This is a genomic window from Rhodococcus sp. BP-261 (assembly GCF_019835205.1).
GTDB classification, from domain to species: Bacteria; Actinomycetota; Actinomycetes; order Mycobacteriales; family Mycobacteriaceae; genus Rhodococcoides; species Rhodococcoides kyotonensis_B.
Genome location: NZ_JABUCO010000003.1, coordinates 159,677 through 173,865 on the forward strand (window position 1 = coordinate 159,677; position 14,189 = coordinate 173,865).

Genomic DNA, 14,189 nt, shown 5'->3' on the forward strand with positions numbered 1-14,189 from the left:
ATCCAGCGCACGCGCGTCCACATGCCGACACCGCGCTGCTGGATGACAACGCCGATCACTGTAAACCATTCGGTTGGTTCAAACCGCAAATTTCAAGCTATTTGCAGTTTTTACACCGTTCGAATGGTGTCGTTCCTGGCTCTGCCCCGTATCGGCCCGACTATTGCATTCGGCCGAACGACTTCCCGCCGACGAACAGCGTCACGCCGTCCGGTTCGTCGGCCGAACCGCCGTCGGTGACCACTACGGCGTCGAGATCCTCGAAGTCGTCACCGCCGAGTTCGCCTGTGTCGGCCGCCGGTACGAACGCATGCGTGACCCACTCGTCGAGGACGAGGTCCGCGAGCTCGCCGTCCCCGCTCGGCACGACCCACGCCGCTCCGACGACACCTGCGGCCAACAGGGCCGACAGTTGCCAGGCATCGCCGGCGTCGGACGCAGCGAGAAGCCGTGACTCGAACGTCACTCCGTATCGCCCGTTCGCTTCGGTCAGCGCAGCCACGAGCGTGCTCTGTCCGATTTCCTCGACGGTTCCGTCACCCGTCACGACGACGACCGCAGGGTCCGACGGATCGAGCAAGCGTGTGCGCTCGGAGTACGCGATCGGCCTGGGCGATGCATCGGAGACGGCACCGACGACGGACGCGTCGTCGACCTCGAGCACCTCCGGCCCCTCGGGCACGTCCGATCCGTCTCGTCCGAGGACCAGCCGAACACCCACGGCTTCGACGAGTGCCTGTGCGTCGCAGTCGCTTTCACCCACGACGACGGCCGCTCCGGTGAACGTCGTCGCCAGCACGGCGACTGCCCAATCCACCGACACGGGCACCGTGACGACGACTTTGTCTCCCGGTCCGACACCGCGACCGATGAGCACTCGTGCCAATCGGGCGGCGCGACCCTCGACGGTGAGGTACGACAGTTCCTCACCGTCGACCGCGACGGCGGGAGCGTCGGGATCCAGCTCGACGACAGAACCGATCACCTGCGGCAGGGACCTGTCCAGCGACACCGACGAGGCAGGGGCGGTCTCGGCCTCCGGCGCGGCATGCGCCTGGGTGAGGGCCCGTTCCTGTTCGCTCATGATGTCGATGTCGCCGACGATGACGAACGGGTCCGCAGCCACGGAACGCAGAATGCGCGTGAACCGGTCACCGAACGTTCGAGCGGTCGGCTCGTCGAACAGATCCGTTGCGTAGAGCAGGGATCCGAACAACCCCGCAGGGTGGCCGTCTGCGTCCGTCCGTGGTTCGACGGTGAACTGCAGGTCGAACTTGGCGCCCAACTCCCCCGCATCGAGACCCTCGACCGTCAGGCCCGGCAGATCCAGGCGCACGCGCTCGAGGTTCTGGAACGACAGCGCTACCTGGAAGATCGGATGACGCGCCTGCGAACGCGCGGGCACCACGGCGTCGACGACGTTCTCGAACGGTACGTCGGCATTACCGAAGGCACCGAGATCGGCCGTCCGCGCCTCGTCGACGAGCCCGGAGAAAGTTCCACCCAGATCGATCTCGGTGCGCAACGCAAGCGTGTTGACGAACATGCCGACGAGCTCGTCCAACTCGGCTGCCCCTCGACCCGCCACCGGCGTACCGACGACGACGTCGCTGCTGCCGCTGAGACGCCCGAGCAGGACCGCGAGTGCGGCGTGCACGACCATGAACAGCGATGCGCCGCGGTCACGTGCGAATGCGGCCAGCTGCGCATGGGATTCGGCGTCGAGGTCGAAGTCGACGGATCGACCCTGCATCGACTGCGTGGCCGGACGTGGCCGATCGGTCGGCAGATCGAGTGCGTCCGGAATGCCTGCGAGCGTCTTCGTCCAATAGCTCAGCTGTTCCGCCGCAACCGAATCGGCGTCGTCGACGGCTCCGAGGACGGCCCGCTGCCACAACGCGAAGTCCGCGTACTGGATCGGCAGTTCTGTCCATTCCGGCGCCTGACCGGCGACCCTCGCCGAGTACGCGACCATGACGTCGCGTGCCAACGGGGCGATCGACGCACCGTCGGCCGAGATGTGATGCACGACGAGCGCGAGAACGTGCTCCCGCGGCGACAGCCGAACGAGACCGACGCGGACCGGTACTGCGTCGGCGACGTCGAACCCGCCGAGAACGAGCTCGGCCACGACGCGGGTCGCGTCGGCTTCGCTGTCGACCGCGCGTGGCGTCAGATCGAACGCAACGTCGGCCGGAGCCAGAATCCGCTGCTGCGGGCCGTCGGCGTCGGACGGATAGATCGTGCGCAGCGACTCGTGCCGGGCGACGACGTCTGCCACCGCATGTCCGAGCGCGTCGGTGTCGAGATCACCGGAGAGCTTCACTGCCAGCGGAATGTTGTATGCGCCGGACTCGGGGTCGAGGTGGTTCAGCACCCACATACGTTGCTGCGCAAGCGACAGCGGGATACGTTCCGGTCGCGGCCCCGCGGTGAGGGCCGGGCGAACACCCGTGCCCGCCAGTTCGGAGACCGTTGCCGCGAACGCCGCGACGGTTGTCGCGTCGAACATGGTCCGCACCGGGATCTCGGCATCGAGAGCCGCACCGACGCGTGAGACCACCTGCGTCGCGATCAACGAGTTGCCGCCGAGCGCGAAGAAGTCGTCGTCGAGTCCCACCTGCGGAACACCGAGAACCTCTGCGAAGACCTCGGCCACGATGCGCTCGACATCGGTGGTCGGGGCGCGGAATTCCGCAGCCTCGAAGACGGGCTCCGGCAGCGCCTTTCGATCCAGCTTGCCCGACGGACCCAGCGGAAGCGCGTCGAGTACCAGCAGCACCGAGGGCACCATGTACTCCGGCAGCACTTCGGCCGCCGACGTCAGCACCGTGTCCACGTCGATGGACGCGCCGGCAGCGGGCACCACGTATCCGACCAGACGCTCACCACGTACCAGGACGACCGCTTGCGCCACCGACTCGTCCGCCAGTACCGCGGATTCGATCTCCCCGAGCTCGATGCGGAGACCGCGCAGCTTGACCTGGAAGTCGGAACGCCCGATGTACTCGAGCTCGCTTTCGCGGTTCCATCGCACCAAGTCGCCTGTGCGATAGAGCCTTTCGCCTGCGTCGCCGAACGGATCGGCGACGAATCTGTCGGCCGTCAGGTCAGGACGCGACGCGTAACCACGAGCCAGCTGGACACCGCCGAGGTAGAGCTCGCCCACCGCGCCGACTGCCACGGGACGCAGCCTGGCGTCGAGCACGTAGACCTGCGTGTTGAACACGGGTCGGCCGATGGGAACGCCTGCGGTGTCCGCATCGGTGACCTCGTGATACGTCACGTCGACGGCCGCTTCGGTCGGGCCGTACAGGTTCACCAAAGTCGTCGACGGCAACACGTCGGACAAGGCTTTCGCGGTCGAGTACGGCAACGCCTCACCGGACGCGAACACCCAGCGCAACGACCCAGCCGCCGAGGCCGCCGGCTCCGACGCGAACACACCGAGCATCGACGGCACGAAGTGCGCCACGGTTACGCCTTCGGCCTCGATCAGTCGTGCCATGTACACCGGATCGCGGTGGCCGTCGGGGCGGGCGATCACGAGACGCGCACCGATCTGCAACGGCCAGAACAACTCCCACACCGACACGTCGAACGTGGTGGGTGTCTTCTGAACGACGTGATCGGCAGGCGTCAGTGCGTACTCGGCCTGCATCCACACCAGTCGGTTGACGATCGCGCGATGCTCGATCGCCACACCCTTCGGCTTGCCCGTCGATCCGGACGTGAAGAGTACGTACGCCGCATCCGACGCGCTCACCGGCCTCCTGCGTTCCGCGTCCGTCACCGGCGCGTCCGAGAACTCGGCGACATCGAGGTCGTCGATCACGATCGGCAGTTCGGAGCCGAAATCGCCGCGATCGCGCGTCGTGGTGAGCGTCAGCGCGACGCGTGCGGTGTCCAAGATGTAGGCGATGCGCTCCGTCGGCTGCGACGGATCGACCGGCACGTAGGCGGCGCCGGCCTTCAGTACCGCGTAGATGCCGACCATCAGCTCGAAGGATCGCCCGATGGCAACGGCGACCGTCGACTCGGGACCGACCCCGCGACCGATCAGGTACCGGGCGAGTCGGTTCGCGCGGGCGTCGAACTGCGCGTAGGTGATCGTCCGGCCGTCGAACGTCAACGCGGGGGCATCCGGTGTGCGCGCCACCTGCGCGTCGAACATCGACACCAACGTCGCCGACGGGTCGACGGCGTGATCGGTCGCGTTGACCCCACGCACCAACCAGTGAAGTTCGCCTGCGTCGACCAACTCGATGTCGCCGACGGCGGTCTCGATGTCAGCCGTGACGGCGTGTAGAACCGCGACGAACTGGCGACCCAGCTCCGTGATCGTGTCCGCGTCGAACAGATCTGTGGCGTACACCATTTCGACGGACCGACCACGCGTACCGTCCGACTGCTCGTGCGGCTCGGAGACCGTGACCTGCAGATCCATCTTCGCGACGGCCGAATCGAAATCGACCGCGGCTGCCGTCAACCCGGGCAGTTCGAAGGACGACGACGAGAAGTTCTGGAACGTCAGCAGGACCTGCACGAGAGGGTGGCGTCCCTGCACACGCGGCGGATCGAGGACCTCGACGACCCGCTCGAACGGCAGATCCGCATGCGCGAACGCGGACAGATCGACCTCGCGTGCCTGAGCCAGAACGTCACCGAAGCTCTGCGAGCCGTCGATCTGCGTCCGCAGCACCAAGGTGTTGACGAACATGCCGATGACGTCGTCGAGTGCGGCCTCACCGCGACCGGCGACCGGCGTACCGACGGCGACGTCCTCGCTGCCGGACACGCGCGACAGCAAGACGGCCAGCGCTGCGTGCACGACCATGAACGGGGTCACGCCCCGTTCGGCAGCCACCCGGTCGATTGCTGCGGTCGTGGTCTCGTCGAGCGTCAGCGAGTGCGCCGCACCTCTACCGCTCGACGCCGACGGCCGTGCCCGGTCCGTCGGAAGTTCGATCTCGTCGTCGAGCCCGGCCAGCGCGGTGGTCCAGTACGTCTCCTGCTTACTGATCAGCGACGTCTTCTCGTCCGGCGAACCGAGGACCTCGCGCTGCCACAGCGTGTAATCGGCGTACTGCACCGGCAGTGGCGTCCAGCCGGGTTCCTCACCGCGGGCACGCGACACGTACGCGGTGATCACGTCACGCATCAGCGGAATCATCGAGAACCCGTCTGCGGCAATGTGATACGCGACGACGACGAGCACATGCTCGTTCTCGCCGACCTCGAGAAGCCGGATACGCAGCGGGACCCGTCGCGTGACGTCGAAGCCCTCCGTCACGAGCGTCGTCACGACGTCGAACAGATCGGCCTCGGCGACGGTCTCCACACGGAAATCGGTGCGTCCCGACGCCACCGGCATGACGACCTGGATGCCGGTGCCGTCCGACTCCGGATACACGGTGCGCAGGATCTCGTGCCGTGCGACGACGTCGTCGATCGCCGCGGTGAGCGCGTCGACGTCGAGCGTTCCCGTCAACCGCACCGCTGCCGGAATGTTGTTGACGGCCGAGCCGGGATCGAGCCGATTGAGGAACCACATGCGCTGCTGTGCGAGCGACAGCGGGATCCGGTCCGGTCGCGGCATCGCCGTCAGTGCGACGCGTCCGCCGGTGTGCGATTCGACGCCTGCCGCCAGCGCCTCGACGGTCGGCGCCTCGAACAGCGTCCGGACCGGAACCGACGAGTCCAGTGCCGCACCGAGTCTCGACACCACCTGCGTCGCGACGAGCGAGTTACCGCCGAGCGCGAAGAAGTCGTCGTCCAGACCGACGCGTTCGACACCGAGTACCTCGGCGAAGATTCCCGCGACGATCTCCTCGACCGGCGTGGACGGTGCACGGAATTGTCGGGCGGCGAATTCCGGTGCGGGAAGCGCTTTTCGGTCGAGCTTGCCCGACGTGTTGAGCGGGAACTCGGCGAGTACCACGATTGCGCCGGGGACCATGTACGTCGGCAGCGTCTGCCCCAGCGCCGCGCGCAGTGCGTCCGTGTCCACGGTGTCGGTACCCGCAGGAACGACATAACCGACGAGTTGATCACCGGCATCGGTGGCGACGACAGCAGCCGCGGACAGACCGACGGACGGATGCGCGGCCAAGGCAGCCTCGATCTCGCCGAGCTCGATGCGCTGTCCGCGGAACTTCACCTGGAAGTCGGTCCGACCGATGTAGTCGATCGTGCCGTCGGCACGCCACTCCACGAGGTCACCGGTGCGGTACATGCGAGCGCCGTGCTCGGAGAACGGGTTCGCGACGAACCGATCCGACGTGAGGTCGACGCGCCCGTGGTAGCCACGAGCAAGCTGAACGCCTGCCAGATACAGCTCACCGGGAACACCGACGGGTACCGGGTGCAGTCGCGAGTCGAGAACGTAGACCGCCGAATTCCATTCGGGGACACCGATGGTCACGGCTGCACCAGCTGCGGTGTCGGTCACGTCGGCGTAGGTGATCGACACTGCCGCTTCGGTCGGGCCGTACAGGTTGTGGACGCGCGCCGAGGAGACGCGAGCGAAGTCTCGGACGGCCTCGCCGGGCAGTGCCTCGCCGATGACGAAGATCTGGCGCAGGCTCGCGATCGATGCCCGTGTCACCGCAGCTGCGAATACGGACAGCATGGTCGGCACGAAGTCCGTGACGGTCACCGCATGTCGTGCGATGACGTCGGCGAGGTAGGCGGGGTCACGATGTCCGTCCGGCGTCGCGAGGACGAGAGTGGCCCCGACGCGTAGAGGCAGGAAGAATCCCCACAGGGACACGTCGAACGTCGTCGCGGTCTTCTGCAGATAGACGTCCGCTGCGCCCAGTCGATATTCGGACTGCATCCACTGCATCTGATTGACGATCGCCCGGTGGCTGACGGCAACGCCCTTCGGCCTGCCCGTCGATCCGGACGTGAAGATGACGTACGCGACGGAGTCCGGCGAGAGAAGCGGCGGGGTGAATGTCGCGCCGGATTCCGGCCGAGCGTGCACGTCGACGACCGGAACGTCCACCGGCGGCGTGAACTCGTCCTCGGACCTGGTCAGCACACAGACAGGTGCCGCGGCGTCGAGGATGTAGCCGATGCGCTCGGCCGGGTGGTCGGGGTCGATCGGAACATAGGCGGCACCGGAACGCAGCACCGCGTACATCGCCACGACCAGATCGACGGACCGTCGAACGGCAAGAGCGACACGTGTTTCCGGTCCTGCCCCCGACGCCGTCAGCACTGTCGCCAGCGAGTCGACGCGCTCGGACAACTCGCCGTACGTGAGCGACACGCCCTCGTACACGAGGGCCGTTGCGTCGGGACGTTCGGCGGCGACGGCGTCGAACCCATCGAGAAGCAACGCAGCCGGCAGCTCGTGGTCCGTCGCATTCCATGCGCGCAGCAGGGCGTCGCGTTCCGGTTCGGTCGTGACGTCGATGTCGCCGACGACCGATGCCGGGTTCGTCGTCACCGCCTCGAGGACGGCGAGGAATCGCGATTGCAGCAGCTCGATGCCCGAAAGATCGAACAGATCTGTCGCGTAGTTGAATTCGACCGACCAGCCGTCACCTTCAGCCGGCTCCGACACTGCGACCTGCAGATCGAACTTGGCGGTGCCCGCATCGAAGTCGACTGCGGAGACGCTGAGGTTCGGAAGGTCGAGTTCCGAGCGACCGAGGTTCTGGAAGAACAACGCCACCTGGAACAGCGGGTGCCGTGCCGTCGATCGAGCCGGATCGAGGATCTCGACGAGTCGTTCGAACGGGATGTCGGCGTTGGCGAACGCCGCGAGATCGGACTCTCTGACCTGAGCCAGCACCTCGTCGAAACGAGCTGGTGCGTCGACACGTGTCCGCAGCACGAGCGTGTTGACGAACATGCCGATCATGTCGTCGAGTGCAGCATCACCGCGGCCGGCGATCGGAGCGCCGACGGCGATGTCGTCGGTGCCCGACAGGCGCGCGAGCAGCACGGACAGTGCGGCGTGAACCACCATGAACGGCGTGGCACGTTCCGCCGATGCCAGATTCTCGACGGCACTCCGCAGTGACGCATCGATGTCGAACCGATGCGACGTGCCGCGCCCCGACGCGACGGCCGGACGAGGACGGTCGAACGGAAGGTCGAGCTGCTCGGGCGCGCCGGCAAGTGTCTTCTGCCAGAACTCCTTCTGCGCGGAGATGACCGATTCGGGATCGTCCTCCGAGCCGAGCACCTCGCGCTGCCACAGCGCGTAGTCGGCGTACTGGACCGGCAACGGCTCCCAGTCGAGGTCGAGACCTGCCGCGCGGGCGGTGTAGGCACGCACGATGTCACGCGTCAGCGGACCGAGCGAGTAGCCGTCGGCCGCGATGTGATGCGCGACGAACACGAGAACGTGCTCGGTCGAGCTCACCTCGAACAGGCTCGCGCGGAACGGGGCACGCGTCGTGACGTCGAATCCGGCGAGCACCGTCTCCTCGATCGACGCAGCCAGTTGCTCGGCGTCGACCGGGATCGGCGCCAGGTCGGGAATGACCGACCGAGTGGACACGACCTCTTGATAGCCGACGCCGTCGATCTCCGGGTACACCGTCCGCAACGACTCGTGACGGGACAGCACGTCGGCGACCGCAACGTGCAACGCATGTCGATCGAGCAAGCCCGACAAACGAATTGCGACGGGAATGTTGTTGACCGCGGACTCCGGATCCAGGCGGTTGAGGAACCACATGCGCTGCTGCGCCATCGACAGCGGAACGTGATCCGGTCGTTCCTGCGGAGTCAGCGGGACACGAGCGCCCTTGCCCACCTCGGATTCGATGCGCACCGCGAGCGAGGCGACGGTCGACACCTCGAACAACAGACGAACCGGGACGGTCGTGTCCAGCGCAGCACCGAGTCGCGAAACGACCTGCGTCGCGATCAGCGAGTTACCGCCGAGCGCGAAGAAGTCGTCGTCCGCGCCGACGCGTTCGACTCCGAGCACGTCGCCGAAGACGGACGCGATGATCTCCTCGACAGGCGTCGACGGCGCACGGAAGGCGCGGACCTGAAGTTCGGGCTCCGGCAATTTCGCACGGTCGAGCTTGCCCGCCGCATTGGTCGGAAGGGCGTCGAGTACGACGAACGCTGCCGGAACCATGTACGACGGCAGCTCCGCCGCCAGCGTCCGACGCAGCTCCTCGAGGTCGACCGGTGTACCCGCGACGACGTACAGCACGAGGCGATCGCTCTTGACCACGGCAACCGCGTCGGACACCGAAGGTGCTGTGCGCGCGACCGTTTCGATCTCGCCGAGTTCGATACGGAGGCCACGGAGCTTGACCTGGAAGTCGGTGCGTCCGATGTATTCGAGTTCGCCGGACGCGTTCCACCGCACGAGATCGCCGGTCCGGTACATCCGTCCGCCACCGAACGGGTCGGCGACGAACCGCTCGGCGGTCAACGTCGATCGGCCGTGGTACCCGCGCGCGGTCTGCACGCCCGCCAGGTAGAGCTCGCCGGCGACTCCGACGGGCGTCGGGTTCAGCCGACCGTCGAGAACGTACGCGGCGGTGTTCCACACCGGGGTGCCCATGGGTGCCGTGGTGTCGTGCAGCTCGCGGCCGTCGACGCCTGCCACCGGCCTGCTCGTCGCGTGCACGGTGAATTCGGTCGGCCCGTACAGGTTGTGAACCTGCGCATCGGCCGCTCGGGCGAGTCCGGTGACGACCGACGCCGGAAGCGCTTCTCCCGCAAGCTGAATCAACCGCAGCGACGACGCATCCCGCGCGGCCATCTCGGCGGTGAACACGGGCACCATCGACGGTACGAACGAGGTTGCGGTGACCGCCTTCTGCTCGACGACGTCGGCCAGGTAGGTCGCGTCGCGGTGACCGTCGGGACGCGCGATGACCATTCGAGCACCGGACGCCGGTGCACCGAACAGTTCCCAGACCGACACGTCGAACGTGAACGGCGTCTTCTGCAGGACGACATCGTGCCCGCCGAGTCCGTATTCGTTCACGATCCACGCGATCTGGTTGACCACCGCGCGGTGCGGTACGGCGACACCCTTCGGACGACCGGTCGAGCCGGACGTGAAGATCACGTACGCAAGTTGATCCGGGTGCGTCGGCCCGCGACGATCGGCGTCCACCAACGGCTCGGCCCGGTAGTCGGACAGGTCGAGCGTGTCGATACGGACCACGTTCGTTCGCGGCGCGACGAAAACGTCGCGAGTCGTCGTCAGGACGACGGGAGCCTCGGAGACGTCGAGAATGTAGTCGTTGCGCTCGGCCGGCTGGTCGGGATCGATCGGTACGTAGGCGCCGCCCGCCTCGATCACCGCATACAGCGCGACGACCATGTCCACGGACCGGCGAATCGCGACGGCCGTCAGGATGTCGGGCCCGACACCGAGTGTGACGAGATGGCGCGCGAGAGTCGTCACACGCGAACGGAACTCGCGGTAGGTGACGGTCTCGTCGTCGAAGGACAGCGCCACCGCGTCCGGCGTGCTCGACGCCATCCGGTGGAACGCGTCGAGCACGAACTCGTCGGTTACGTCGTGGCTCGTGACGTTCCAGGTCTCCAGCACCGTCGTGCGCTCGGCGCTGTCGATCAGCTCGATGTCGCCGACGACCGTCCCGGCATCCGTGGTCACGGCGTGGAGGACACCGATCAACCGCGACGCCAGAGTCGCGATGGTCGACTCGTCGAACAGGTCGGTGGCGTAGGTGAATTCGAGCTTCCACTGCGCGTCGTTCTCGGAGACGGTGACCTGAAGGTCGGTCTTCGCGACGGCAGTGTCGAACTCGACTCCGGACACGGTCAAGCCCGGCAACTCCAGGCTGGTGGTCCCGAGGTTCTGGAACACGAGCAGCACCTGGAACAGCGGGTGGTGCGCCCTCGATCGCGGTGGATCGAGTACCTCGACGAGACGTTCGAACGGCACGTCGGCGTTCCCGAACGCGTCGAGATCGGAGCGACGCACGGCGGCGAGCAGGTCGGTGAACGGGTCGGCCGGGTCCACGACGGCGCGCAGGACCAACGTGTTGACGAACATGCCGACGAGGTCGTCGAGAGCTTCCTCGCCACGACCCGCGACGGGTGTTCCGACCGCGATGTCCTCGGTTCCCGACAGCCGAGCCAGCAGCACCGACAGCGCGGCGTGCACCACCATGAACGGCGTCGCGGACTGTGTCGTTGCCAGCGCCTCGATGGAACTGCGCAGCGACGCGTCGATGTCCGTCGCGTACGTCGCACCCCGTCCCGACGCCACGGCGGGACGTCGCCTGTCCGACGGCAGGTCCAGTTGTTCGGGCAGGTCCGCCAACGCGCCGCGCCAGAATCGTTCCTGCGCGGAGATCAACGATTGAGGATCGTCCTCCGAGCCGAGAACCGCGCGCTGCCACAGCGCGAAGTCCGCGTACTGCACGGCCAAGGGCGCCCATCCTGGAGCGTTGCCGTCGCTGCGGGCGGCGTACGCGGTGACGACATCGCGCGTCAGCGGAAGCATCGAGAAACCGTCCGCCGCAATGTGATGCGCGACGAGAATCAACACGTGCTCGGTGGGTGACACCTGCAGCAGGCGCAGTCGAACCGGTACCTCGGCCGTCACGTCGAATCCCTGCGACACGACATCGACGACGCGGCCGTACAACGCCGTTTCGTCGACGCGTTCCGGAAGCAGATCGGGCGCGGCGTCGTCCGTCTCACGCACGACCTGGCGACCGACACCGTCGACCTCCGGGTACACGGTGCGCAATGCTTCGTGCCGGTCGACGACGTCGTAGATCGCAGCCTGCAACGCGTCGACGTCCAGCAGCCCGGACAGCCTGATCGCGACCGGAATGTTGTCCACGGCCGAGTTCGGGTCGAGGCGGTTGAGGAACCACATGCGCTGCTGCGCCATGGACAGCGGAACGACGTCGGGACGTTCACGCTTCGTCAGCGGCTCACGCGCCGACGAACCGTCGGCCTGCGCGACGTCGACCGACTTCGCGAGACCGGCGACGGTCGGTGCGTCGAAGAATGCACGCACGTCGAGCTTGATCGACAGTTCGGCACCGACGCGAGCGATCGCGCGGGTCGCGCTGAGCGAGTTACCACCGAGTGCGAAGAAGTCGTCGTCGACGCCGACGCGTTCGGCTCCGAGGATGTCCTCGAAGACGGCGACCAGGGTGCGTTCGACTTCGGTTGCCGGAGCACGGTATTCGGCGGCCGCGAGGGTGACGTCGGGCGTCGGGAGGGCCTTGCGGTCGAGCTTTCCGCTCGCGTTCAGCGGGAACTCGTCGAGCACGACGAACACGGCCGGAACCATGTAGTCCGGCAGCGTGCCGCGGATACCGGCGGCCAGTGCAGCGGAGTCGGCTTCACCGGTAGTCGTGACCAGGTACGCAACCAGCTGATCGTCGACCCCGGAATCCGAGTCGTCGGAACGGACGACGACCACAGCCTGGCGGACCGTCTCCTGAGCGAGAAGCGCCGCTTCGATTTCACCGAGTTCGATGCGCAGACCACGAAGCTTCACCTGAAAGTCGGTGCGGCCCAAGTATTCCAAGACACCTGCGGTGTTCCAGCGCACGAGGTCGCCGGTGCGGTACATCCTCTCGCCGGAGTCGCTGTACGGGTCGGCGACGAACCGGTCGGCGGTCAGATCGGGTCGGGCGATGTATCCGCGCGCCAGCTGCACACCCGACAGGTAGAGCTCGCCGGGCACGCCGGGCGGAGTGCGGTCGAGGCCCTCCCCCAGCACGTGCAGTCCGGTGCGGGGCACCGCGACGCCGATCGGTACCGACACGAGGTCGGAGCTGTCGGTGCGGTGGTACGTGACGTCGACGGCAGCCTCGGTCGGGCCGTAGAGATTGTGCAGTTCGGCGTCGAACACCTCGTGAAAACGAGCCGTCGTCGACGCAGGCAGTGCCTCGCCCGACGCGAACACCTGCCGCAGGCTCGGAATCGTCGGCGCCTGGTCCGAGTCGAACTGGCCGAGGAACACCGACAGCATCGACGGCACGAAATGTGCGGTCGTCACGCCGTGCGTGCTCATCGTCTCGGCGATGTACGCCGGATCGCGGTGGCCGTCGGGCGCGGCGACGACGAGCCGTGCGCCTGCTTGCAGCGGCCAGAAGAATTCCCACACCGACACGTCGAACGTGAAGGGAGTCTTCTGCAGAACGACGTCGTCGGCGGTCAGCGGGTAGTCGGCCTGCCGCCAGTCGAGGTTCGCGACGATGGCCTCGTGCGAGACCGCGACACCCTTCGGGCGTCCCGTCGAACCCGACGTGAAGATGACGTACGCCGTGTTCGCCGGATCGAGCGCACCGTTGCGTTCGTCGTCGACGAGCGGTTCCGACGCGTACTGCGCCAGATCTTCGGTGTCCACGTTCAGCGCACGAACGTCGCCCGGTAGCGCGACGTCCTCGGTCGACGTGGTGAGCACGAGAATGGGCTCGGCGATGTCGACGACGTAGCCGATGCGATCGGCGGGATGTCCGGGGTCGATGGGAACGTACGCGCCTCCCGCAGCACTGATCGCGTACATCGCGACGAGGAGGTCGAGCGACCGCGAGATCGACAGACCGACGCGAACGTCCGGGCCGACTCCGAGTTCGACGAGGCGACGGGCCAGACGATTGACCCGGCCGTCGAATTCGGCATACGTGAGTTCGGTCCCGTCGAAGGTCACCGCGACCGCGTCGGGGGTGCGCTCGACCTGGTCGCGAAAACGACTGACGAGCGTCTCGGCGACGGGGACCGCAGCGACCTCGCCGAGCACCTCTCGGGCGTCGGCGACGACGGACGCGACGATCCCCTCCAGCCCACCGTCGGCCGCTTCGACGGCACCCGGCGCGACCGTCGAGAGTGCGAGGGGTACCAACGCGTCGGCGCCGAGCACTCCGCCCATGGCGGTGTCGAGGTTGCCGATCTCGCGGTGCAGGTCTCCGTACGTGACGGTCGAACTACCGACAGCGACGGCGACACGGTCGGCCTGACCTGCGGCGACCCGTCCGACCAACCCCGGTAGATCTTCGATCGCCGCCGACTGCGAACCAGACCCACCAGACACCATCTACCTCGTCCTCCCAATCACCACTCGCGAAACCTCGATTATCGCAGCCGTACGAAGCCTACTGACGAACGGACCACCGCCCAGTTCGCCGACGGATTGTTCGGATACCCACCTGATCAGGTCGGCATCCGAATGATCCGTCGGCAAACTCCCCGTACCGGCCGCC

Annotated in this window: 1 protein-coding gene; it reads right to left on the reverse strand. The window is 67.0% G+C overall.

Annotated features, from left to right (window positions below):
* Positions 1 to 160: 160 nt before the first annotated feature.
* On the reverse strand, positions 161 to 14,023 hold the full coding sequence (locus HQ354_RS04760) for a non-ribosomal peptide synthetase (RefSeq protein ID WP_222634260.1): 13,863 nt from the start codon (positions 14,021 to 14,023) through the stop codon (positions 161 to 163).
* Between the last annotated feature and the right edge of the window lie 166 nt (positions 14,024 to 14,189).

What these genes read in the sequence shown, in the direction of transcription:
- HQ354_RS04760 (WP_222634260.1), bottom strand. Translation starts at nt 14,023, where the DNA reads ATGGTGTCTGGTGGGTCTGGTTCGCAGTCGGCGGCGATCGAAGATCTA.